This window comes from Mycobacterium yunnanensis (assembly GCF_025823185.1).
Classification (GTDB): Bacteria; Actinomycetota; Actinomycetes; order Mycobacteriales; family Mycobacteriaceae; genus Mycobacterium; species Mycobacterium yunnanensis.
Genome location: NZ_JACKVK010000014.1, coordinates 1 through 23,821 on the forward strand (window position 1 = coordinate 1; position 23,821 = coordinate 23,821).

General features: G+C 68.3%; 23 protein-coding genes. 5 read left to right on the top strand and 18 right to left on the bottom strand.

Annotation, left to right across the window (positions count from 1 at the left end):
• Positions 1 to 120: 120 nt before the first annotated feature.
• From H7K45_RS27650 to H7K45_RS27665, 4 genes are all read right to left on the bottom strand, one after another.
• Positions 121 to 537 (bottom strand): DUF5313 domain-containing protein, encoded by a 417-nt coding sequence (locus tag H7K45_RS27650; protein ID WP_263999356.1) that lies wholly within the window; start codon positions 535 to 537, stop codon positions 121 to 123.
• Positions 534 to 1,049, bottom strand: coding sequence for a MarR family winged helix-turn-helix transcriptional regulator (locus tag H7K45_RS27655; RefSeq protein ID WP_263999357.1), 516 nt, complete (start codon positions 1,047 to 1,049; stop codon positions 534 to 536). Before H7K45_RS27655 ends, H7K45_RS27650 begins: the two co-directional genes overlap by 4 nt.
• Before the next feature lie 43 nt (positions 1,050 to 1,092).
• The gene (locus H7K45_RS27660; RefSeq protein WP_263999358.1) at positions 1,093 to 1,695 is read right to left on the bottom strand and encodes a sigma-70 family RNA polymerase sigma factor; all 603 of its coding nucleotides are present in this window, start codon (positions 1,693 to 1,695) and stop codon (positions 1,093 to 1,095) included.
• A gap of 122 nt (positions 1,696 to 1,817) precedes the next feature.
• Positions 1,818 to 4,598 (bottom strand): helix-turn-helix transcriptional regulator, encoded by a 2,781-nt coding sequence (locus tag H7K45_RS27665; RefSeq protein WP_263999359.1) that lies wholly within the window; start codon positions 4,596 to 4,598, stop codon positions 1,818 to 1,820.
• A gap of 118 nt (positions 4,599 to 4,716) precedes the next feature.
• Between H7K45_RS27665 and H7K45_RS27670 the strand changes: the two genes are divergently transcribed.
• Entirely contained in the window at positions 4,717 to 5,538 is an 822-nt protein-coding gene (locus tag H7K45_RS27670) for an aminoglycoside phosphotransferase family protein (protein WP_263999360.1), read from the top strand.
• A gap of 3 nt (positions 5,539 to 5,541) precedes the next feature.
• Here the strand turns inward: H7K45_RS27670 and H7K45_RS27675 are convergent, their stop codons facing one another.
• From H7K45_RS27675 to H7K45_RS27705, 7 genes are all read right to left on the bottom strand, one after another.
• Entirely contained in the window at positions 5,542 to 5,796 is a 255-nt protein-coding gene (locus H7K45_RS27675; protein WP_263999361.1) for a hypothetical protein, read from the bottom strand.
• Between the two features lie 64 nt (positions 5,797 to 5,860).
• The gene (locus tag H7K45_RS27680) at positions 5,861 to 6,082 is read right to left on the bottom strand and encodes a hypothetical protein (protein ID WP_263999362.1); all 222 of its coding nucleotides are present in this window, start codon (positions 6,080 to 6,082) and stop codon (positions 5,861 to 5,863) included.
• Positions 6,083 to 6,192: 110 nt separating this feature from the next.
• Positions 6,193 to 6,960 carry an SDR family NAD(P)-dependent oxidoreductase gene (locus H7K45_RS27685; RefSeq protein ID WP_263999363.1) on the bottom strand — a complete coding sequence of 256 codons (768 nt, stop codon included), beginning with the start codon at positions 6,958 to 6,960 and terminating at the stop codon, positions 6,193 to 6,195.
• Between the two features lie 26 nt (positions 6,961 to 6,986).
• Entirely contained in the window at positions 6,987 to 8,069 is a 1,083-nt protein-coding gene (locus H7K45_RS27690) for an ABC transporter permease (protein ID WP_263999364.1), read from the bottom strand.
• Positions 8,066 to 9,088, bottom strand: coding sequence for an ABC transporter permease (locus H7K45_RS27695; RefSeq protein WP_263999365.1), 1,023 nt, complete (start codon positions 9,086 to 9,088; stop codon positions 8,066 to 8,068). The genes H7K45_RS27690 and H7K45_RS27695 overlap by 4 nt, the downstream gene beginning before the upstream one ends.
• Positions 9,085 to 10,596 (bottom strand): sugar ABC transporter ATP-binding protein, encoded by a 1,512-nt coding sequence (locus tag H7K45_RS27700; protein ID WP_263999366.1) that lies wholly within the window; start codon positions 10,594 to 10,596, stop codon positions 9,085 to 9,087. The genes H7K45_RS27695 and H7K45_RS27700 overlap by 4 nt, the downstream gene beginning before the upstream one ends.
• A gap of 31 nt (positions 10,597 to 10,627) precedes the next feature.
• A complete protein-coding gene (locus tag H7K45_RS27705; RefSeq protein WP_263999367.1) occupies positions 10,628 to 11,680 on the bottom strand; it encodes an autoinducer 2 ABC transporter substrate-binding protein in 1,053 nt (350 codons plus the stop codon).
• Positions 11,681 to 11,892: 212 nt separating this feature from the next.
• Here H7K45_RS27705 and H7K45_RS27710 point away from each other — a divergent pair, with 212 nt between their 5' ends.
• Together H7K45_RS27710 and H7K45_RS27715 are read left to right on the top strand one after the other, a co-directional pair.
• Entirely contained in the window at positions 11,893 to 12,978 is a 1,086-nt protein-coding gene (locus H7K45_RS27710) for a substrate-binding domain-containing protein (protein ID WP_263999368.1), read from the top strand.
• Entirely contained in the window at positions 12,969 to 13,664 is a 696-nt protein-coding gene (locus H7K45_RS27715; protein WP_263999369.1) for a helix-turn-helix domain-containing protein, read from the top strand. Before H7K45_RS27710 ends, H7K45_RS27715 begins: the two co-directional genes overlap by 10 nt.
• Here H7K45_RS27715 and dhaL read toward each other — a convergent pair.
• Positions 13,658 to 14,314 (bottom strand): dihydroxyacetone kinase subunit DhaL, encoded by a 657-nt coding sequence (gene dhaL / locus H7K45_RS27720; protein ID WP_263999370.1) that lies wholly within the window; start codon positions 14,312 to 14,314, stop codon positions 13,658 to 13,660. The two genes, H7K45_RS27715 and dhaL, sit on opposite strands and share 7 nt — an antisense overlap.
• Entirely contained in the window at positions 14,311 to 15,354 is a 1,044-nt protein-coding gene (locus H7K45_RS27725; RefSeq protein ID WP_263999371.1) for a dihydroxyacetone kinase subunit DhaK, read from the bottom strand. Before H7K45_RS27725 ends, dhaL begins: the two co-directional genes overlap by 4 nt.
• A gap of 104 nt (positions 15,355 to 15,458) precedes the next feature.
• On the opposite strand from H7K45_RS27725, the gene H7K45_RS27730 reads away from it, so the two are divergent.
• Together H7K45_RS27730 and H7K45_RS27735 are read left to right on the top strand one after the other, a co-directional pair.
• Entirely contained in the window at positions 15,459 to 17,537 is a 2,079-nt protein-coding gene (locus tag H7K45_RS27730; protein ID WP_263999372.1) for an FUSC family protein, read from the top strand.
• Between the two features lie 96 nt (positions 17,538 to 17,633).
• A complete protein-coding gene (locus H7K45_RS27735) occupies positions 17,634 to 18,773 on the top strand; it encodes an alpha/beta hydrolase family protein (RefSeq protein ID WP_263999490.1) in 1,140 nt (379 codons plus the stop codon).
• On the opposite strand, the gene H7K45_RS27740 is transcribed toward H7K45_RS27735, so the two are convergent.
• The 5 genes from H7K45_RS27740 to H7K45_RS31390 form a co-directional block, all read right to left on the bottom strand.
• Positions 18,747 to 19,502 carry a phosphatase PAP2 family protein gene (locus tag H7K45_RS27740; protein ID WP_263999373.1) on the bottom strand — a complete coding sequence of 252 codons (756 nt, stop codon included), beginning with the start codon at positions 19,500 to 19,502 and terminating at the stop codon, positions 18,747 to 18,749. The two genes, H7K45_RS27735 and H7K45_RS27740, sit on opposite strands and share 27 nt — an antisense overlap.
• Before the next feature lie 377 nt (positions 19,503 to 19,879).
• Positions 19,880 to 20,170, bottom strand: coding sequence for a hypothetical protein (locus H7K45_RS27745; protein ID WP_263999374.1), 291 nt, complete (start codon positions 20,168 to 20,170; stop codon positions 19,880 to 19,882).
• 80 nt (positions 20,171 to 20,250) lie between these two features.
• Complete coding sequence (locus tag H7K45_RS27750; protein WP_263999375.1) at positions 20,251 to 20,583, bottom strand: hypothetical protein; 333 nt, start codon at positions 20,581 to 20,583, stop codon at positions 20,251 to 20,253.
• A gap of 387 nt (positions 20,584 to 20,970) precedes the next feature.
• Positions 20,971 to 22,182, bottom strand: coding sequence for a hypothetical protein (locus H7K45_RS27755; RefSeq protein ID WP_263999376.1), 1,212 nt, complete (start codon positions 22,180 to 22,182; stop codon positions 20,971 to 20,973).
• Between the two features lie 90 nt (positions 22,183 to 22,272).
• Positions 22,273 to 23,766: a peptidoglycan-binding protein gene (locus H7K45_RS31390; RefSeq protein ID WP_308206441.1), complete on the bottom strand. Its 1,494-nt coding sequence runs from the start codon at positions 23,764 to 23,766 to the stop codon at positions 22,273 to 22,275.
• Positions 23,767 to 23,821: the final 55 nt, after the last annotated feature.

Here is a 23,821-nt window from a genome sequence, read left to right on the forward strand (position 1 = left end):
GACACGAAGGCCTCCTGGTTGATGAAGCGGTTCCTAGACAGCTCCACTTCACAACCGGAGGCCTTCTCTGTCACACAGGCTCACCGATACGAATCGGGACAACCTCCCTGGACATCACACCTAGAAGGGGCTGCTGTTGGACTGCCACTTCGCCGACTCCGGCCGCGGGCCGAAACGGGCGGCGTAGTCGTCGTGGAGGCGGGCATCCTTGCGGCGCCTGATGGCGTCGACCAAGGTGGGGTCCAGATCGTGCTGGACCAGACGGTGGCGACGCCACACCTTGTTCAGCGCCAGCGACATCAGGACGGCCCAGATGTAGATGGGCGCCGTCATCTCCAGGTGGACGTAGAGAGACGCGGGCAGCAACCACAGCGGAGCGAGCACCAGCAGCGGCGGGATGGCCATGCGAATCATGTGCCTGCGGACCGCACCTTCGCCCGCGAGGTCCTCGGCGACCCAGTTGCGCATCGACGCCGGCAGGCGCCGCCCGTAGGAATAGGCGACGTACTGCCATGGCGTGGGTCGTTCGGCGGTCATGGTGACTCCCATCGTTGGGTTCGAGCGTCGAGCGCGCCGGCCGCCAATGCGGCGGCGTTGATTCGCGTCAGGACGCGGTGGAGTTCTTCGAGTTCGGGGAGGTCGACCCCGAGACGGTCGACGACGGCAGGCGGGATCTCCAGGGCCTTCGCCCTCAGGGCGGTGCCTGCCGGTGTCAGTTCGACGTCGGTGGCCCGCTCATCGGTGGCGCTCTTCGTGCGGCTCAGCAGGCCGAGCGCCTCGAGGCGCTTGAGCATGGGCGACAAGGTGGCCGAATCCAGTTGCAGCGCCGTGGCTATTTGCTTGACCGACAGCGCGGAGGCGTCGTGCGTCGCCGACTTCTGGTGGTCCCAGAGCGCCAGCATGACGAGGTACTGGGGGTGGGTCAGGCCAAGCGGTTCCAGGAGCGGCCGGTAGACCGCGAGCACGGCCCGATTGGTGACGGCCAACGCAAAGCACACCTGGCGTTCGAGCGCCAAGGGGTCGGTGTCGGCGACGGCCGAAGGGGTCATGCTTGAATCGTACGCTAATAGTTAGGGCACGAACTATGTGACGTCAGGCACTGCGCCCGGCGGGTTCGGCGAGGGCCGATCCGGTCCGGTCGAGGTGCGCCAAGGCCACGCGAAGACGCTGCCTGCCGCGCGACACCCGCGACATCACGGTGCCAATCGGGACGTCGAGCAGCGCGGCAGTCTCCGCGTAGGTGTACCCCGCCACCCCGGCGTAGTACATCACCATCCGCGTACCTTCCGGCAGGTTCGCCAGAGCCGCACGGACGTCGTTGTCCGACAACGACTCCAGCACCTCGTCCTCGGGCGACGGCCGTCCCGACGACAGCCGGGCCACTTCTCCGGCCAGTTCGCGGTCGCCGACGCGTTCCACGGCGACCTCGGCCGGGCGACGCTGCCGGTGGCGATGCGTGCTGATCCAGCGGTGGTACTGAATCCGGAACAGCCACGCCTTGAGGTTCGATCCCCGCTCGAACGAGCGAAACCCACGGTAGGCGTGCAGGAGTGTGTCCTGCAGTAGATCCTCGGCGTCGGCGTCGTTGACGGCCAAGCGCCGCGCGCGTCGACTCAGGGCGTCGAGGAGCGGGTCCACGTCGCGGGCGAAGCGCGCGGCCATGTCGACGTCGGATTCGACGGTTGCGGTGGTCATCGACGGGTGTCCCCTCCTGGGGTCTCGCTGAACGTGTCGTCTCAGAATCGAGGCTGAACACGGGATGCGAGCCCTTGGTGCTCCGTAGTCGACGGTGGACTACGGGCGAGGACGCCCGGGGACTAGCTGGCCCACGAGATGGTGCGCAGTTGCCGCCGTGAGGTGATGTCGAGCTTGACGAAGACCTTGCGCAGGTGCCACTCCACGGTGTGGGTGCTGATGAACAACTGCGCGCCGATCTCCTGGTTGGTCATCCCGTCGCCGGCCAGCCGCGCAATCTGCGTCTCCTGCGCCGTCAGCTCGCCGGTGGCGCCCCGATCGGCGCCGGGGGTGCGTTTGCGCACCTTCTCCCCCGTGGCGACCAGCTCGCGACGGGCACGTTCGGCGAAGGCCGCCGCGCCCATCCGGGTGAACTCCTCGTGCGCGGCGTTGAGCTGCTTGCGGGCGTCGACGCGGCGATTCACCCGCCGCAGCCACTCGCCATAGGACAGCCGCGCCCGCGCCCCGTGCAGAGCGGCGCCAGCCCGGTCCAGCCGCTCGACGGCCTCGTCGAACATGGGCTCGGCCGCGTCGCTCGGCTCCAGGAGGGCTCGGGCGGCGGCGGTCACCCCAAGACCCCAGTCCGTCCCACTCCCGGCGGCCCTGCGCTCCAGCAGGACCAGGGCCGACGCACCCGTCGCCGGATCGCCCAGATGTGCTGCCGCTTCGACCAATTCGAAGAGACACCAGGCGAAGACGCCCAAGTCCTCGTAATCGCAGCACTCGCGGGCGGCGGTCAACGCCTCCTCATAACGGCCGAGGCCGTTGAAGAGAACCGCCGATGCAAACCTGGCGACTCCGATCAGCCGGCCCTCTCCCCGCTCGACGCCCTCTGCCGCGGCGGCCGAGATGATCCGCAGGGCGGCATCGGGGTCGCCCCGCCAGACCGCGAGGTTCAGCGAGTGGTACCTCACCGGCGTGTGACCCGTCGCCGCCGTGATCGCGTTGGCCTCCTCGATGAGGGTGTGGGCCATGCCGAATTCACCGGAGAACACGTGCACCCCTGCCCGGTAGACCAGGGCAGGCGCCAGCACGGCCAGCGAGCCGGTGTCGCGGGCGCGCCGCACGGTGTCGGTCGCAATCTGCTGCAGGACCGCGTCGTCCCACAACTCGTGGGCGGCCGACTCCTGGGCGATCGGGAACGGCGGTTGCACGGCCCGTCCATCATCGTTCTCGCCGTGCACCTTCCACAGTTCCAGGGCCGACCGCATGTGGTCCGCGCCGGCACCGGGACCGTCGAGGATGCGGCTGGTCATTCCGCTGAGCAGGAGGTCGACGGGGCGTTGCAACCGTCCGGCGCGCTCGACGGCGGCACGTCCGGCACCGGCCACCGCCGCCAGCAGGCCGGGCTCGCCAAGGCGGCCCGCGTACATGGCTGCGGTCAGCGCCTCGAAGTAGGTGTCGCGCGCCGCGTCGTCGTCGATCCCGTCGAGACCCCTTGCGGCACGCAGTAAGTGGGAGGCGCAGGTCGCCGCGGTCGGCGCACCCGGTTCACCGGAGCGACTGCGAACGAATTCCATCTGCGCGCGCATCCGGGCGATCTGGGCTCGCTGCAGATCTGACAGCGGCCCCAGCTCGGCGATCGCGAGCAACTCGTAGGCAGCCTCGGGCGCCGCCGCCTCGCGCTTGGCCTGCGCGGCGGCGATGGCTCTGGCGCCCCTCAGCACCGGATCAGACGTCAGCACCGCGGCGCGTTCGAGGAACGTGGCCGCCGCGGACATGCCGCCGCGACTCTGAGCCCGTCCCGCCGAGGTCTCCAGGTCGGCAGCCACGGCGTCGTCGGGACCAGACGCGGCGTTCGCCGCGTGCCACGCCCGTCTGTCGGGAGCGGCGTCCGGATCCGTCGCATCGGCCAGCGCCCGGTGGACCTCCCGGCGCTCGGTGAGATCGGCCGCACGATAGGCAGCCGAGCGCATCAGCGGGTGATGGAACCGCATCCGCTTACCAAATTCGATGACACCCGCCGCCTCGGCCGGGGCGAGGGCGTCGACCGGAATGCCCAGTAGCGCCGCCGCGCGGAGGAACAGCGCCGCGTCACCCACCGGCTCGGCGGCCGCGACCAGCAGCAGCCGTCGCGTCGACTCGGGCAACGCCTCGATGCGACGCAGGAATCCGTCCTCGATCTGAGTCGCCGAGGTGCGTCGCACCGTCGACCCGAAGCCGCCGGCCAAGTCGGCGGCGGTCACGTTTCGGGGCACCTCGAGCAACGCGAGCGGAATGCCGCGCGTCTCGGCGACGATGCGATCGCGCACCCGCGCGTCGATCTTGCCGACGACCACCGAGTCGAGCAGCTCCCTGGCCTCGGCGTCGGACAGCCCACCGATCCGCAACTCGGGCTGCCCCTCCAAGACCGGCGCGACGCCGTCGCGTACCGCGAAGATCATCGCGATCGGTTCGGCCATCAACCGGCGGGCCACGAAGCCGAGGGTCTGCACCGACACCTGGTCGAGCCACTGGGCGTCGTCGACGATGCACAGCAGTGGCCGGTCCGCCGCGGCGGCGGCCATCAGGCTCAGTACTGCCAACCCGACCAGGAACCGATCGGGCGCGGGGCCGACGCCTCGTCCGAACGCCACCGACAAGGCCTCGCGTTGCGGCTCCGGGACGTCCTCGACTCGGTCCATCAACGGGGCGCACAGCTGCTGCAGGCCGGCATAGGCCAGCTCCATGTCGGACTCGACACCGGAAACCTGTACCAGCGCAAAGTCGTTGGCCTCGTCGACGACGTAGTCGAGCAGCGCCGACTTGCCGACGCCTGCCTCGCCGCGCAGCACCAGCACCCGGCTCTCGTCGGTTCCGACGCGGGTCAACAGCTCCCGCAAGGCCGCGCACTCCCCGGCGCGCCCGTGAAGAACCTTGGCCATCGTCACCGCGTCTTGTCGAAATGAACCTTCTTGCCCGCCGATCGTAGCGACGGGGCGTGGCGTGGCTAACCCCTGGCCGCCGTTTCGATGATCCAGTGATACGTGCCACCATTCGACGGTGACCGACCTCCCGACCGGCGTGCGCCGCCAGCTCGACGAGTGGGACCTCACCCCGGACGGGCCGCCGATCCAGGGGTCGACCTCGGTGGTGACCGACGTGCGTACCCCCGACGGCATCCCGGCCGTGCTGAAGATCGCGGGCGCCGACGGGTCAGAGCAGGAGCACCTGGCGCTGAGGCGCTGGAACGGGGTGGGTGCGGTCCGCCTGCTACGCGCCGACCCGCACCGCCGGGCCCTGCTGCTGGAGAGGGCGGGCTCGCAGAATCTCGACCTGCTGTGGGACGTCGAAGCCTGCGAGGTGGTGGCCGACTCCTACCGGCGCCTCCACGTGCCGCCACTACCCCAATTGCGTTCGCTGACAACCGAAGTCGAGCGTTGGGTCGAGGAGTTCGAACGGCTGCCGCGCAGCGCACCGGTCCCGCGCCGACTGGTCGAGCAGGCCGTCTCCGCGGGTCGCGACCTCTCCTCGCACCACGACCACACCGTTCTTCTCCACGGCGACCTGCACTACCGGAAGATGCTCAGCGGCGAGCGAGAGCCCTGGTTGGTCATCGGCCCCAAGCCCGTCAACGGGGATCCACACGCCGAGATCGCCCCGATGCTGTGGCATCGGTGGGACGAGCTCGAGGGCAACGTCCGCGCCGGGGTACGCACCCGCTTCTACGCACTCGTCGACGCGGCCGGCTTGGACGAGGCCCGCGCCCGTGCGTGGACGACGATTCGTGTGGTGCACCGCGCGGTGCGGACTCTCGCCGGCGCGGCCGCCAACTCCGAGGCACTGACCAAGTACGTGGCGATCGCGAAGGCCGTCCAGGACTAGACGTCAGAAGTTCTTCGACACGACCCCGTGTAGCTGCGGCCACGGTGGCCTGCGCACCATCGTGGCGCCGACGAGGATCGTCGCCACCAGTCCGACGAGGATGCCGGCGAGCGCGACCCGCGTGTCGTCGTTCGCCGCCGCCCACCGGGGCACGCCATCCTTGACGACGAAGACGCCAACGGGTTTCGCCACGGGGATCACCGTGGCGCCGTCCGGAGTCTGATACGGCTGGCCGAACAGTTCGTCGCCTACGTCCATGGCGTCCTGCCTACCTGGCGTGACGGTTGTCACGCAAGGCCTTTCGCGTAGACCCGTAGCCGGATCAGCCAGGAAGGCCCTGCTCTTCGGGCGGGAGAGCCGCTGGACCGGTGATCTGGGGCGCCACGGACAGCTGCGTCGGCGCGGTGGAGGTCTGGGTCATGGTCACGCCGGTCTCCATGTCACCTGCCATCGATCCGGTACTGGCGGGGCCTTGCAGGACCGCGACCCCTATGGCAGCGGCGGTGACGGCGGCACTTCCTCCGATGACGGCGAACAGCTTCATCTGTGACATCTCCTAGAGTCGGCGAGCAACAGTTCGTTACCCTAGGTAAGCAGGTTCCACGGTCGCGACGATCTCAAACATCTGACCGGAGCGGAAGTGTCGGGCCGGCCTCAGTACAGGGTGTAGCCACCGTCGATGACGACGACCGAGCCCGTCATGAACGACGAGGCGTCCGACGCCATGTACACCACCGTCGGCGCGATCTCCTCCGGCAGCGCGTACCGCTTCATCGGGGCGTCCTCGATCCAGTGCTGCCGGAACTCGGGCTTGTCGACCGGTGCCATCTCGGTCTTGACGTATCCCGGGGCGATGGCGTTGACCCTGATGCCATAGGGCGCCCACTCCGCGGCCAACGACTTGGTCAGTTGGTGCACCGCGGCCTTGGACGCGTTGTAGGACGGCTGCATTTGCGGCCGGTTCACGATCAGCGAGCTGATCGAGCCCACGTTGAGGATGTTGCCGCCGCCGTGATCCTTCATGTGGGCCGCCGCGCGCTGGCTCAGCCGCCACAACGACCTCGTGTTCACGTCGAAGACCAGGTCCCATTCCTCGTCGGTGATCTCCAAGGCCGGCTTGTGGATGGCCAGGCCTGCGTTGTTGAGCAACAGGTCCAGTCCGCCGAGCCGTTCGACGGCGCCCTGGATCGCCGCGTCCGGGCCGTCGTGCGCGGTGACGTCGACCTCGAAGGCCGACACCGTCAGGCCGTCGTCGGCCAAGGCTGCGACGGCCGCGGCGTTGCGGTCCCCGTCGCGCGAGACGAAGACGACGTCGGCGCCTGCCTCGGCCAGTCCGCGCACGAAGGCCAATCCGAGTCCCCGGTTGCCGCCAGTGACCAGCGCGCGCTTGCCGGTCAACGAGAACGCGTCGAGAACGGTCATGTGTTCTTCTCCATCTGTCGGGCGGGTCAGTCGCCGCCGCGGAATCGTCGTGTCGTCAGACCGTTCAGCAATGCGGCCAGGATGAGCACGACGCCGAGGGCGAGCAACTGAAACTGCGTGCCGGTGTTGCCCTCGAAGTACAGGATGATGCCCGCGTTGAGCCACACGACGAGCAGCGTCGCCAGCAACACTCCCGCCAGGCGCCCGACGCCACCGGTGATCGCCACGCCACCGAGGACGGCGATGGTGATCGCGGGCAACGCCAGACCGTTGCCCGCGGTACCCGAATCCGGTCGCGCCGAGGCGAATTCGGCGGTGATGTAGACCGCGACCAGGCCGGACAGCACACCGGCGGTGACGTAGGCCCGCATCCGGGTGCCCGGCACGTCGACCCCGGCCCACCGGGCGGCGACGTCGTTGGTGCCGACGCCGTAGAGCCGGCGCCCGAACGTGCCGCGACCCAGCGCCAGCCACAGCACCACGAGCACCGGAACCAGGAACGTGAAGACCCCCAGCGGCACGTCGGGTACGTAGTCACCGATGATGGGGACGCTCACCGACCCGGTGAGGGTGTACAGGTCCTGGATCTGCGGGCTGTTGATCGGCTTCTGGTCGTTGATCACCAGCGCTATCGACTTGTAGGCGTAGTACGTCGCCAGCGTCGCGATCAGCGCCGGAAACCCGATGCGCGCGACGAGAAACCCGTTGATCGCCCCCAGCAGCCCGCCGACCACCACCGCCAGCAGGACGGCGGCCAGCAGCGGCCAGCCCCACTTGCCGTAGGCGAAGCCGAAGATCATGCCCACCAACGACACCATCGCTCCGACCGACAGGTCGATGCCGCCGCGACCGGACACGATGACGACCAGTTCGGCGAAACCCAACAGCGCCAACGGAACTGCGTCGATCAGGGTTGCCGACATGTAGTCGAAGTCGTAGTCGCCAGAGAGGTACCCGTTGGCGCTGAGGTAGGACAACCACCCGACCACGACGACGATCAGGACGGCCAGCAACACGATGCGCTGCGTCAGCACCGCCTCTAGAAGTCGGTCCGTGCGGCGGCGGGAGGTGGGCTCCTCGGCGACGGGTGCGGGTGTCTCCACGCTCATGGGTCCCTCCTGGCACGCCGGCGGACGAGATCGGTTCCCACCGCGACGACGATGAAGATGCCGACGAACAAGTCGGAGAGCTGCGACGGCCAGCCCAGCTGCGTGACACCGGATTTCACGGTTTGAACCAGCAGGGCACCCAGAACCGTCCCGAGCACCGAGCCGCGACCACCCATGATGGACGTGCCGCCGATGACGACGGCGGCGATCACCGCGAGTTCCTGACCCGAGCCGACCGACTGGTCGAGGTTCGAGGTGCCCTTGGCCAAGGTGAAGATCGACGCCAGACCGACCAGCAGGCCGGTGATCACGTAGGCGACGAGGATGCGCCGCTGCACTCTGATGCCGGCCAGCCGGGCTGCCACCGGGTCCCCGCCGACGCCGAAGAAGTGCCTACCGCCCGGCGTGTGCCGCAGATACCACCAGGCGATCGCCGCCAAGACGACCGTGATGGCGAAGCTGTGTGGGATGGCGAACGTTCGACCGTCGGCGCCGCGGCCGAACCAGGACAGGGTGTTCGGCATGCCCGAGATGGGTTGGGAGTTGAAGATCTGCAACCCGATGAAGAGGAACAGGTTCGCCGTACCGAAGGTGATGATGATGGCGTGCACGCGGCCGTAGGCGATGAGCGCGCCGTTGACCAGGCCCAGCACCGCACCCGTGCCGATGGCCACGACCAGGCACCACCACACCGGTAATCCGTGGTCGCGCATCAGCTTTCCGGTGATCACCGAGCAGACCATGATGGCGCCGCCGACCGAGACGTCGATTCCACCGGTGATGATGATGAAGGTCATGCCGATGCCGATCAGGGCGACCGGCGACATCTCGACGAGCAACGGGACGATCGACCCCGCGCTGAGGAACGCCGGTGTCGCGAAGGCCAGGGCGATCCACAGCACGACGATGACGGCGACCAGCGCGATCTCCGCCGACGTCACCGGTGGGGGCAGCACCCGCCCACGGGTCGTGACGGCCGCCGCGGTCGGATCGGCATGCGGGTCGGTCGAGGTGGTCATGCCGTGGCCGTCCCTTCACGATCGCCGGCAGCCGCGGCCAGCACGTCGACCTGCTTGGCGTCGGGTCCGAACTCCGCGGTGATGGCGCCCGCGCGGATCACCAACAGTCGGTCGGCGATGCGCAGCGCCTCCTGCAGATCGGAGGTGACGACGAGCACGGCGGTGCCGTTGTCGGCGAGATCGGTAATGATGCGGTGAATCTCCTCCTTGGCACCGACGTCGACGCCCTGGGTGGGTTCGGCCAACAGCAGCAGGGTAGGCCGTTCGACGAGTTGCCGTGCCAGCATGACCTTTTGGGCGTTGCCACCGGAGAGGTCGCCAACGTTTTGATTCTCGTCCGACGCGCGCACCGCGAGACGCTTCATCAGGTCCTTGACGGTGGAGCGCTCTCGGCGCCGGTCGACGAACGCCCGGCCCCACGAGAGTCGGCGAAGGTGCCCGATCGACACGTTGAAGGCGATGGACTGAAAGGAGAACATGCCCTCGGTCTTGCGATTGGCGGGCAACAGCGCGATGCCCGCCTCGGCGGCCTCCCGGGGACTGCGGGGCGCCACCGACCGGCCCTCGATCACGATGTCGCCCGCGCTGGCCTTGTCGAGTCCGTAGATGCACGCGGCGATCTCCGCGACACCCGAGCCGACCAGTCCGTAGAGGCCGAGGATCTCCCCAGCCTTCAGCTGCAGGCTGACGTCGCGGAACGAGCCGGTTCGCGCGAGCGCCTTCAGTTCCAGCACCGGTTCGCCCTCGGGGACCGTCCGTGGTCCGGTGTGATCCGAAAGCGCTTCTCCCACCATCAGTTCGGCGATGCGGCGCACCGAGAGGTCTTCGATGGGGTGCGTTCCGATGGTGGCGCCGTCGCGCATCACGGTCACGCGGTCGGCGATCTTGACGATCTCGTCGAGTCGGTGGGAGATGTAGATGATCGCCACGCCGTCGTCGGCGAGGCGGCGGATGATCTGGAACAGCACCTCGATCTCGGCGTCGGTCAGGATCGCCGACGGCTCGTCGAGGATGAGCACCCCGCACTTGCCCGCCAGCGCCTTGGCGATGGACACCTGCTGCTGGGTGGCCACCGAGAGGTTTCCCACCACCGCGGTCGACAGCGCGGCGGGCAACCCGAGTGCCTCGAGTAGGTCGACGACCTTCTCGTTCTGCGCTGCCCAGTCGACCCGGCCGCGGGTGACCATCTCTCGGCCCATGAACACGTTCTCGGCGACGGTGAGTTCGCTGAACAGTTGCGGCTCTTGGTACACCGTGGCGATGCCGAGGGCGATGGCGTCGTTGGTCGAGCCGATGGTCACCGGTTCGCCGTCGTAGGTGACGCTGCCGGCGTCGGGTGCGGTGGCGCCGGCAACGATCTTGATCAGCGTCGACTTCCCCGCGCCGTTCTCGCCCACGAGTGCATGGATCTCCCCGGCACGGACCTCGAAGTCGGCGTGCCGGATCGCCTTGACGGCCCCGTAGCTCTTGACCACCCCGGTGAGGCTCAGTCGCGACGGTCGGGCCATCGACGACTCCCGTGGGCGAGGGTCGACCGCGTCAGTAATCGAACTGACCGACGTTCTGGGTGGTGATCAGCAGCGGCTCACCGAGCACGAGGGTCTTGCTGGCCTCGTTCCACTTGACGTCGCTCATCTCGTCGTTGACCTTGTTGTCGGCCTCGAAGGTCTTGCCGCTGGCCAGTTGTTGTCCTGCCCAGGCGGTCAGGTAACCGAGATTGGCGACGTTCCACAGGATCGAGCCGGACGACGATCCGTCGGCGAGGTAGGGCGCCATCGACTTCGGCGTGCCGATGCCGACGGAGTAGACCTGTCCGATCTTGCCGGCGTCCTTGACGGCTTGCGCGACGCCGACGGCCGAGGTGGTGCACTGACCAAGCAGACCCTTGAGGTCGGGGTGGGCGCTCATCAGGTCGGTCGCCATCTGCGTGCCCTTGGCCTGATCCTCGCCCGAGTACACGACGTCGACCAGTTCGGCTTCGGGGTACTTGGCCGACACGTAGGCCTTCTCGGCGGCGATCCAGGAGTTCAGGTTCTCGGCCGTCTCGCCGCAGGACACGATGGCCCACTTGCCCTTTCCGCCCATCGCGGTCATCAGCGTCTCGGCGGTCTTGTTGCCGATGCCCTCGGCGGTGGCCTGGTTGACGAAGGCCTCGCGCACCGAGTTGGGCGCGTCGGTGTCGGCGGTCATCACCTTGATGCCGGCGTCCTGCGCCTGCTTCATCAGCGGTGCCATCGAGTCCGGGTCATTCGGCGCGACGACGAGGACGTCGACCTTCTGCTGGATGAAGGACCGGACGATCTGCGCCTGCGCGGCGGCGTCGGCCGAGGTGGGCCCCTGGTAGAGCCAGTCGACATTGCCCAGGTCGGCCGCCGCCTTCTTGGCGCCGGTGTCCATGGCCTCGAAGTACGGCGATCCCTGCAGCTTCGGAACGAAGGCGATCTTGACCTTCTCGCCGGAGGCAGCCTGCGACGAGCCACCGCTGCCGGTCGACGGTGCGGGCTCGTCGTTCTTCTTCGTACAGCCACCGGTGACCATGGCGACGGCCAAGGCCACGCTGATCACTCCGACGAAACGCTGGGAAATCGGCATCGACTCATCCTTTGGCCAGAGCTGGGAAACCTCGCCCGAGACCTACCCGGGCAGTTGGACACCCGGCGCCTGCGTTTCATATATCGAACTCAGCGTCGAGTGATGAAACACACAGTAGGCAGCCCGTTGTGGCGTTGTCAACAACCGTCGCGGCGTTCTCTCACCCATCGATTCGTGGTCTTCCGCAGTGCCACATCACTTATGGTGAGTCGATGGCGGAGCAAGCACGTGTGCCCGCACTGCGTCGTGCGGCCCTCGTCCTTCGACGCCTGAGCGACTCGGACCGGCCCATGACACTCGCCGAGCTAACTCAGCAGACCGGTCTTCCCAAGAGCAGCGTGATGGGCATCTGCCACGCGATGACCGACGAGGGCCTGCTCGCTCGCGGCGTCGACGGCACCTACGCACTTGGCTCGCGTCTCTACGAACTTGCCTCCGCGTCGCGGGCGCACGGCCTGGCAATCGGCGAGATCGGTTTCAGCTACCCGGTGGGCGAGAGTTTCTTCGTCGCCGAGATGGACGCCCTCCATGCCGAGGCCGAGCGACTCGGGGCACGGCTGCACGTGCAGGAGGCCAAGGAGAACCGCCGCACCCAGTCGCGGCAAATCGAGGACTTCGTCGCAGCCGGGGTCGACTTGATCCTCGTCGAGCCGGTCGCGACCGACGGGCTCGAAGATGCGTGCGCCAAGGCTCGCGCTGCTCGCATCCCCGTGGTGGCGATCGGATCGGCGCTCAGCGGTGCGGACGCCGTGGTCGCGACGGACAACACGAAGGCCGGCTTCCTGGCCGGCTCGGCCTTGGTGGCCGCGCTCGGCGGGCAAGGGCGCGTCGCGGTGGTCGGCGGCATCCCGATCACGGCCAACTCCGATCGCATCGCGGGCTTCCTCGCCGCGATCGGCCCGCACCCGCACGTCGAGGTGGTCGCGACCAGCCACGGCGAACTCGACGCGAAGTCCGGTCGCCGCGCCGCGGCGGAGATCCTCACCGCCAACGCGGCCGTCGACGGCTTCTTCGCCGCGAACGATCAGATCGCCATTGGCATTTCGCGCGTGCTGCGCAGCCGCAAGCTCGCCGTCCCCATCGTCGGCGTCGACGGTGCCAGGAACGCCGTCGAGGAGATTCGCTCCGGCGGTCCCATCGTCGCGACGGCGACGCAGGATCCGGCGGCACTGGTCCGCGCGGCGATGGACATCGGCATCGTCCTGCACGGCGGCGGACACGTGCCGCGTCCGTCGAGATATCTCACGCCCACGCTGATCGACGCACGCAACGCCGCGGACTACCAGCCATGGGGATAGGCGATTCCCGCACCCCGGCGGTACACCGCGGCGCCCGCATCCTCGACGCCGTGTCCTCCGGCGCAGCCACCACCCCGGCGGCACTCATGGGGTTGCTGGGGCTGCCCAAGAGCTCGATCGCCGACCTGCTCACCACCCTGGAGGACGTCGGGTTCCTGACTCGGCGGCCCGACGGCACGCTGCACACCGGTTCGCGACTGGCGGAGCTCTCCGATCCCGAGTCCTTGGTGCACAGGCTCTTTCGCGCCTGCGCGACGCCCGAACTCGACGGGCACACCCTGTCGCTGGTCCGGCTGTTCGGGGACCAGATCCTGGTCGTCGACGTCCATCCCGGCACGCTGCCGCTGCCTTTGACGCCGCGGCCGGGACAGCGTGCCGACGCCGCCGAATGCGCCGGCGCGGCGGCGATCCTGTCGGCCCTGACCGTCGCCGACGCGGCCGAGTCCGTCGCGACCGCAGCGGAGCACCTGGGGCTCACCGCCGACGCAGTCGCGCGCTGTCTGGCGCTGCGGCACCGGCGGCAACGCAAGATCTACGAGTCGCGATCGTCGTCGGTCGGCCGCCAACTCGCCTGTGCCGTTCCGAACACCCGCTACGCCCTGACGCTGCACGTGCCAGACCGGTGGCCCGAGCCCGCGATCGCCAAGGCCGCACGCGCGCTGAGCGCCGCCGTCCGGGACTACTGATCCAACCCGCAGTCCAACGGCGGAGTCGGCGTCGACCCGGTGACCACGCGAGCCACCACCCATAGGAACAACGCGGCCCCCATGGCACCGGGGTCGGGCTCGCCCTTGGCGCGCTCCCCGAGGTAACTGGCGCGACCCATACGGGCCCGCAGGTCGGCGGTTCGGCGGGCACCGTCGGCCGCCGCGTCGGCGGCTGCGACGAAATCCTCGGTGCGGGTGAGTGTCTCGACCGCGGGCGCGAGCGCGTCGACCATGGTGCGATCGCCGACCTGGGCCTCGCCGACCCGGGTGACGGCGGCCAATCCTGCCGCCAGTCCGGTGGCCCATCGCCCAGCGGACCCAGGATCGTCCGCCACCGCCACGGCCGCCTCGGTGAACAGCAGGCCGAGCAGGGGTCCCGACGTCCCGCCGACCTCGTCGAGGAACACCGAGCCCAGCACCGTCAGCGGGGACTCCGCATCCGGCCCGGCGGCGGTCGACGTGCGCTCGACGGCAATCCGCACTCCCCCGCGCAGGTTGTCACCGAAGTCGCCGTCGCCGCTGTGCTGGTCGAGCCGCGTCAGCACGTCGTAGGCCTTCTCGACCGCGTCGGCGAAGCCCGTCACGACGGCTCGCTCGAGTTCGGTTGCCGCAGAACCGTTCGCGCTCATCCTCGGGCTCCTTCCGACGAGGTGGTGCGGTTGGGGAATGCCGGGGTGAACGCCGGCGCATCCCACAGCGACGTCAGCTCGGCGTCGACTCTGGCGACGGTCACCGAGAAGCCGCGCATGTCCAGGGCCGGCACCAAAGTTCCGACCAGGCTGCCCGTCACCCGGCCACCTCGGGCTTCCACCGCCGTGGCCGCGTATTCGAAGATCAGGTTGAGCTCGAGCAGCGTCGCCGAGCCCAGCCCGTTGACGATCAGGATCGCGTCGGTGCCCGTGGGCAACGCGTCGAGCACCTGATCGGTCATACGCCGCACCAGCTCCGGAGTGGACGGACGAGGCACCGACTCCACGGCGCGCTCACCGTGGATGCCGACCCCGTACTCCAGCTCACCGGGCGCGATCGTGAACGCGGGCGATCCGTCGTGCATCGTGGTCTGCGCCCTGGAAGCCACGGCGATGCTCCTGGTGGCCGCTGCCACCCGCGCGCCGAGATCGCTCAACTCGTCGAGGTCGGCGCCGTCGTCGGCCGCGGCGCCCAGGATCTTCTCGACCACGACGGTACCCGCGGTGCCGCGCCGTCCGGTGGCGGTGTCCGCGCTTTCCGTGGCCAGGTCGTCGTCGACGAGGACGCGCCGCACCTCGATTCCGTCGAGCCGCAGGCGCTCGGCGGCGATGCCGAAATTGATGCGGTCCCCGGTGTAGTTCTTCACGACGTGCACGACGCCGCCGTCTCCGGCCGCGTGTCGGCTGGCTTCGAGGACCTGCCGATTGTGGGGCGAGGCAAACACCTTGCCCGGTGCGACCGCGTCGAGCATCCCCTCGCCAAGGAAGCCGCCGTGCAACGGCTCGTGTCCCGACCCGCCGCCGGAGACGAGCCCGACGGCGCGGCGGGCGTGGCGATGCCGGGCCGTCAGGAAGGTCGGCGATTCGTGGAGTTCGACGAATGCGGCGTTGGCGCGGGCGAACCCGCGCAGCGCCGGCGGAACCGGGTCACCGTCGTCGGGGTGGAAGTGACCCGTTGGCGCTGGCGTCTCCGCTGACATCGCAGTCCGTTCTCCTTCTCCCCCGGCGTCGGTCGACCGACGTCCAGTGTGCGCCTCGGCGGTCCGCATCCGACGCTCGCAGCGTCGTGACGCACAATCGAGCGATGCAACAGGTGGCCGTCGGTGGGGCCATCAGGACGTTGCTCGTCGACTCCGACCCCGGTCGGCTGCGTCTGCGGAGCGCCGCCACGGTCACGCTGGCCCTGATCCTGGCCCTGTCGGCGTCCTACGGTTTCATCACCGTCGCCGGTCAGCCCCTCACGGTGGCCATGCTCGGCACCGTCGTGGCAATGCAGTCCGCGGCCTCGGTCAAGGACCGGCAGCAACACAGCCGCGTCGTCACCACCGTTCTGCTGTTCTTTCCGGCGCTGGCCGCGGTGTCACTGGCCGCAGTGCTGTCCCACTTCGGCAAGGTGGCCGACGTCGGCTTCATCGCCGTGCTCTTCTGCGCGGTGTGGGTCCGGCGATTCGGGCCCCGCGGCAACGCCCTGGGGATGGTCGCGTTCATCTGCTACTTCTTCGCATTGTTCCTACGCGCCACCCCAAGCCAAATCCCCGTGCTCGCCGTCGCGATCGTCATCGGATTGGGCGCCACCCTGCTGGTGCGCACCCTGATCCTTCCCGACCGGCCTGCGGTGGAGGTACGCCGGTTGGTCCGCGCGTTGCGGACGGCGTCCACGGCGGTGCTGGACGTCGCCATCAACTGCGACGAGTTCGACCTGGCCGTGCTGCGACGGCGACTGGATCGCCTTGGCGAGACCGCGCTCATGATCGACGACTGGCTCGACCGCCACGACGCGGCCCGATCGCTGAACATCACCAGTGACGACCTCGCGCTGCGGGTGTTCGACGCCCAGGTCGCCATGGAGCAGCTCGCCAGCATGCTGTGGTCATTGGGACCGGTCACCACGTGGCCGCGGGGTCTGCGGGACGCGGTGGCCGCCGTGCGCGTCTGCCTCGAGCACCATCCGACCGACGACGAACTGAGGGTCGCCCGCAAATGTGCGGCCGCCGCGTCGGATCGGGCCGACCTGAGTGAGACCGAGGGCCTGGCGACGGTCCTGGCCTTCCGGGCCATGCAGGCGCACTTGGCGATCCACCACATCACCACCAATGCTCTGGCCGCGTCGGACGAGGCCGAGCCCTTGCCGGAGTCGACGGCCGAGGAAGACACCGCGACGGACGGCCTCGATCCCAGCACCAAGGCGGCGATCCAGGTGGCGGTGGCCACCAGCACGGCCACGATTCTGGGTGACATGATCTCCCCGGACCGGTGGTACTGGGCAGTGTTGACCGCGTTCCTGGTCTTTACCGGCGTCTCGACGCGCGGAGAGATCCTGACCCGCGTCGGGCATCGCATCGTGGGCACCATCGCCGGCGTCGTGGCAGGGGTTCTGCTGGCGACCCTGGTGGGGCACCACCCGCTGGTGCAGATGATCCTGCTGGTGGCGTGCGTGTTCTGCGCCTTCTATCTGGTGACCGTCGCGTACGCGTGGTTGACGTTCTTCGTCACCGTGCTGCTGGCGATGCTGTACGGCCTGCTCGGCGACTTCAGCATCGAGGTGCTCGAGGTGCGCATCGCCGAGACGGCGGTCGGCGGCGTGGTCGGCATCGCGTCGGCCTACTTCATCTTCTCCACCGGCACCCGCGCCACGTTCGTGGCGAAGGTCGACGAGTACTTGCAGCACTTGACCGATCTCGTCGACGCGGCCATCGAGTCCACGGTGACCCCGGGCGGTCAGACCGACTTGGTGGCCGAGACGCGTCGGCTCGACAACGCCCTGCAGGCGGTCGTGACGGCAGGCAAACCTCTGCAGATGGGACCCGCAGTGCGTAGCCGCCGCGGCGTGCAGCGCCTACTGCGCGGCCTGCAGGTCGCCAACCGGTCGGCGCACGCCCTGGCCAGGGCCGGGGTGAACGCGGCTCGCGCCGACGTGGACACCGCTCCGCCCGAGCCGACGGCGGCCGCGCTGCGCGACGCCGCGACCCACGTCGGCGGCACCATCGAGGCCGTCAAGAAGGTCGTCGACGGGGACGCGGTCGACCCACCGGAGAAGACGCCCAACTCGGTGATCCTGAGCGTCGCCGGCACGTCGGACATACCGCCAGGTCCGGTGCGGGCGGCCATCCGCGCGTTGAGCAACCTCGACCGCGCGCTGCTCGAGGTGACCGCACGGGTGTGAGGGAAACGTCCGTCCCCGCGTCGCGACGTTTGGTTGACTCACGCCATGCGATCGAGGCGACGCACGGCGTGGACGACGGTGTTGGTGGTGGCGGCGATGTCGGTGCTGCCCATGGCTCCGGCTCGAGCCGATGCACCGGACTGGTCGGGGTTGGACGCACGCTTGTTCGCCGACGCAATTCCCCCGCACGGGACCACCATTGCGTCGGTGCCCCTGGATCCCGCGCTGTCGCTGACCGGCGCTGGCCCCGCCTTCCGCGTGCTGTACTCCTCCGTCGACCAGCACGATCAACCCGCCGTCAGCACCGGGGCAGTGTTCTTGCCGCCGGGCCCGGCACCGCAGGGCGGATTCCCGGTCATCGCGTGGGCGCACGGAACCGTGGGCCTCGGCGACGACTGCACTCCCTCGGCGTTGCCGCGCACGGCACGTGACGACGAGTACCTGTCCCATTGGCTGCACGAGGGCTATGCCGTCGTCGCCAGCGACTACGCCGGCCTGGGCACCCCCGGGCTGATGAGCTATCTCAACAGCGTGACCACCGCCCACGGCGTCATCGACTCCGTGATCGCCGCCCACGACATGGGTCTGCCGCTCTCACCCGAATGGGCCATCGTCGGCCAGTCCCAGGGCGGCGCCGCGGCCATCAGCAGTGCCCGTTGGGCCACCGAGTTCAGCCAGGGCACCGGGCTGGACTATCGCGGTGTGGTGGCCACCGGCACCCCTGCCAACATCGACCAGCTCGTCTACCAGACCGGCCCGAACGTCGAACTGCCCGACTTGGGTCCGATCGCCAACGCCTACACCGCCTACATCTTGGCCGCGCTGCGCGAAGCCCGACCCGACCTCGACGTCGACCGCGTGCTCAGCCCCGCGGGTCTCGACGCTGCCCACCGCGCCGAGACAGTGTGCACGCTCGCACTGTCGGAGGAACTGACGGACCTGACACCTGCGGCCTTCCTCACCGCGCCGTTGAGTTCGATTCCCGGCATGGCCGACGCTCTGTATGCGTTCATGGGCACCCCGTCCACGGGGTTCGACCGCCCCATCTTCCTCGGCGTCGGTCTACTGGACCGCGACGTGCCTCCCGAGTCGACCCTGGGGTTCTACCGCCAACTTGTCGCCAACAATCAGGACGTCACACTGCACGTGTATCCCGAAGAGGACCACAGCGGCACCGTGCTCGCCTCCCTCGCCGACTCCACGCCGTTTCTACGGAAGGCGTTCGCGGCCAACTGAGGCGGCGCCGGAACGGCTGATCAGGGCGGATCCTGCGGCGACGATCGTGGCACCGAGGAACATCCCACCGACGACGTCGCCAAAGAGATGTGCGCGGACGTACAGCGCCAGGGCGGCGACGAACAGCACGGCGAGTACGACGACGGCCGCCCACGTCGTCCTCACACGTCGCGACCGTCCTACGGAGGCGCACACCGCAATCGTGCCGAGCAACGTCGCGGCGCCGGTGACGTGGCCCGACGGGTACGAGTGGGCGAATTCGGCGACCCTCGCCATGTCGAACGGCGAGCCCTCGCCCAGCTTGGCGAGGTTGTCGGGTGACCGCGTCACCACCGCCTTGAGTATCTGTTCGACGATCGCGCCGATGCCGACCGCCCCGATCACGACGACGGCCCGCAACGGGGATCGCGCCCGCCACGCCAGCAGCGTTCCGCTCACCACCCCGGCGATCGCCACGTGAAATGGCTTGCCGATGAAGTTGAACGTATGTCCGGCCAGTTCGCGCAGTCCTCGGCTCCCCCGGTGCGCGTCGACCCAGTTCCACACCCACGTGTCGAGATCGGTCAGCCATACTGAGTTGATTTGCAGCGCCAGCACCATCAGGACGCTGAGGTGACCCGCGGAGAGCATCATCCTTCCGGCCGGGCCCCCACGTCGAAGGGCGGCCGCAAACAGAACTGCGGCCGCGACGACTAGTGCGGTCTCGACGATGACGTTGATGGCGATCATTGTGCACGACGCCATGACGGGGCTTCGACACGAGAAAGGCCCCCCATTTCTGGGGGGCCTTTCCCGCGGTTTCCGGTGGAGCTGCCGGGAATCGAACCCGTAGATTCTGGCATAAATAGTGCTGTTTACCAGCGCTTTTGCCTTGCACGGTCGACCTCACGCGACCTGGTCCGACCTCGAAAAACCTAACCCCTGGTTGAAAAATTCAACGCGCCAGCCAGGCAGCGGAAGGCCTTACGTTGGTTCCGTGAGAACTGTCGAGACCATCGACCAGGAGCTGCGGTTGCTGGCCGCGGTGTGGACGACCATTCGTGAGGAGGGCGGCGGTCTTCCCGGCACAAAACAAGTCGACGAGCTACTTGACGAGCGGTCAGCGATCACCAGGGCGTCGGCGGGATCGGAGAGGGTCGAAGCTCTGGAAGGTCGCCACTGATCCGGACGGCGGCAGGCCCCGCCAGGACGGTGCAGTGCTTGGCAAGCGCGGGCCCGTACGTGGTGTGATCGCATTCTCGGCAGTGCCAGGTGGTGTGCCCTCCCCCGCCGTGACCCATGCAGGCGACGTGCCCGACGAGGACGCGCTGCGAGCCGAAGCGATGCCCGTTGCCGCAGTGCGTCGGCGGTTCGGTGATCCACCTGCCGCGCCAAGGGATCAGGTCGCCGACAGCCATGGTTCGAGACTAAGCCGTATTGGAGACGAAACCGCCCCCACTCAGAGAGTGAGGGCGGTGCAGAAGTGGTCCCGATTGGATCAGGCAGATACAGGCATGCTGGTGACCAGCGTCTTAATCTTCACGTCTCCAATGGAGACTGGTTCCGGCCAGCCGTGTGTCTGTGCACCCAGTTCGTGTGCCGCAGCGCGGACTGTGCCCACGACCTTCGGTACTACCTGTTCAATCGGCTCGTCGCTCTCGGCCGACATGGCCAAATTCAGAATTCGGCTCTTACGCGAGTAGGTGTAGACGACCTGTCCGTCGTGGCAGTCATCGAGCGCTTCAGCGAAGTCGCTGACAAACGACGGCTCGATCGAGGTGTCGCTGGACACCTCGAGAGTCATCTCCACCCAATAGGTAGACGTCATCATGATCCCCACTCTAGACATGTTGTTGACTCGATCATCCGGATGTTGTTCTCAAGAACACCCGACACGCAGGGCCACAATATAACGCGGCCCTCGTGTTCTTCTGTGCAACCGCAGAGAACGTAGGCGTACTCACCCTTGCGGTGATCAAACGTCCAACCTGCATTTTCGAGGCGTTTTAAGAACTTGTCGGAGTCCGGGGAACAGTTGCCGACACCGGTCCACCCCGCCATTCTGCAACCGTAATGGGTCCCCCTCGTTCTCTCGGCGCAACTCAGCAGGTGTGTCCTACTGCACATCAGATAGCCACAGTATCGTCCCGGCAAACACCACACCCCTCACGAGTGCCCAATCGACTGGTCAAGGGGTGGCTCGACTGGCGGGGCGCAGCTAACGCCGGAGACGTCCGATGTAGTCGCGGAAGTGCATCGCGGCGAAGTCCACGAACGTCGGGCCGCCCGGCCACGCCTCGTCGAACTCATACCTGATGTGCGGGCCCGTCCCGGCGAACAGGAACTCGAGGCCGAGCGTGGCGGCCTTCGCCGCGGCGGCTGGCCCGGTGAGCGACTCGACCGGCTGGCCCGTGGGGATCAGCCCACCCATCGACTGAAGCAGAAGAGGCAGTGCGAACCCGATGACACCCACGGGTCCGCCCGCGAGTGACGCCAACGCGCCCGGGATGCTGATGCCGGCCTTCGCCGCGACCGCGGGGACGGTCTGCACCATCCGGATGGTCACCTGGACGATGTCGGTGAACGCGAAGCGCGACACCTCGGCGTAGACGTCGTCCATGATGTCGCCGACCATCCCGCCGGGGATTTGGGCGTACATGTCCTTCTCATGGGTGAGCCACGCGTGGCGGTAGTCCTTCGGGTCGCCCATGGCGAAGTCCGCGATGCCGTCGCCCCACGGAGCTGGGCGCCCGTAGAACCCGCCACCGACGGGGCGGGTGGGGTCACCGAACGATGCTGACGCAACGTAGTTCTCGGGGAAGTTCTCCAACACCCATTGCTTGAATAGCGCCGCCAGGACGGCTCCGGCGGAGTAGCCCTGGATGATGATCTTCACGCCGGGGTTGACCGCGCGCCGGGCCAGGAACTCGTTCTGTGCGGCGACGAGACCGGCTTGGATGCCGGACCACATCGACGGGTCCCCGATCCCGCCGGACGCGCCGACGGGGATGCCGCCCATGGTGGCGGCCCACGGGGTGTTGATTTCCTCGACGAGCCCACCGAGGCGCTGGCACACCCGCGACACGGGGTCCAGGCCGACGATGCCGCCGGTGCCGCGGAAGCAGAACGCGGGGATCCTCGGCTCCCACGGCTTCGGCGGCGCAGGTGGGGCCAGCAGCTGCATCTGCGTCTTGATCGCCCAGTCGAAGACACCAGTGGTGTTGACGTCCGGGGCGGCCCGCTTGCCCTTCAGGACGTCCGCGTGGACGTTGATCCCGTACTGGGTCAGCGCGGCCCCGAACGCCTCGGTGTAGGTGGTGGACCGATCGGTGCCGATCGCCTTGCCGTACGAGTTTCCGGCGAGCTTCTGCTTCGCCTTGGGAATGAGGGGGTCAGTGTCTCCGGGTCGGGACGCGGGTGCCCAGGCCATTGCCGTTTCCTTCCAACAGGATTGATGCGACGGCCAGGAAGATCCCCAGCACGACGCCTGCGCCTACGCCGATCACGACGTAGGCGATGGTCATGGCTTCAGCGCTGCCGCGGTCATGGGGCCGACGATGCCGTCGGAGACGAGCCCGGAGCGGCGCTGGAACTCCGCGACGGCCGCCTTGGTCAACGGCCCGTACACGCCGTCGGGTGCGAGGTGTCCGCCGTAGGAGGCGTAGGCGTCGCGGAGTCGGCGTTGCACCGCGCGGACCCGGTCGGGGTCGTTGCGCGGGTTGCCTTGGTAGAGCATCCAATCGGCGTACCGATCCGGGCTGGTGCCAGGGACACCGACCGGCGGGGGTGGTGCGATGACGACCGGGGTGGTGTTGGTGAGCAGCGCGGCAATCCGGGCGATGAACACGTTCTTCGGGAAGTTGACGCCCGGGTCGGTGTGGCCGCCGCCCCAGGCGCCGAAGTCGACGTGCCCGCAGATGCCGTTCAAGCCCCACGGTGGGCGGGGGCCGTCACCGATCCACACGTTCGGGATCGGTCGGCCGGCTGCGATTGACTTGCTGATCCAGTAGGCGACGACTCGGGCCCCGTTGGTGAGGGCGGCGTCCTCGTTGAGGTAGCCGTCGTCGGTGGGGTCGAGCCACTGATCGCGCGACCAGCCGGCGAAGCTGTTAGAGAAGCAGAAGTGGTAGGCGTACTTGTTCGCCCCCACGGCAGCCCAGGGGGCATCCGAGTCGGCGACGGCAGTGACGATGTCCTGGCCGTCCCCCACCTTGTTGTACGCCACCTCATGGGCGTCGCAGTACTTCACCAAGTCCAAAGCGCGGGAACGGGATTCGCTGGTGTGGATACCGATCCACATGGGTGACGGGAGCCCGCGGGGCCGGTAGCTGTTCGGGATGATCAGCGTCTGCGTCGTCGGGTCGGCGAGGGACACGCGCGGTGTCGGCGGGATGACGGGCGGTGCTTGCGTCGGTGCGACCGGCGGCGGGGCGGCGGCCGGGGCTACCGCGGCGTACGCGTACCCCTTCCACCGATCAGTGTTGGCGATTAGGCCGGCGCACTGCTCCATCGTGATCCAGTAGCCGTACGGGGCGAACCCGCTGTCAGCGATCCACAGTGCACGGCCACCACGGCCGTCGTAGTTGTCGTCGTAGCCCATGGCGGCGACGTAGTGGTAGATCGTGCGAGACCCGTACCCGGACGGTGACTTCGAACCCATGATCGCCCGCGGCGGGTTCGACGGCGGCGACACCCAGTTGCACACCACACCCCACCCGGCGTCGATGCTCGAGCGGGTGTTCCGCCAGAACGTCTCCACCTGATCGGCAGTCGGTGGGTCATTCGGGATCATCACCGTCGAGTACTTCGCGTCGGGGACGCGGCGGTCGAGGTCCTTCTCGATCATCCCGACGTTGCCGGTTCCATCAGTGGTGGTGCCGATCGCCCGAATCAGATCCGTCTCCGACACGTGCATTCGGCTGGAGAGCACGTTCTGCGCCGCGGCCGGTCCGCAGTCGTACCCGCGCTCCTGCCCCACGATGCCGCGGTCATACGGAAGGACACGCTGAGTCACACGGCGAAAGTAGGAGCGGGGGGTGCAGTAGCCGACGTCTAAATCCAAGGCCCTT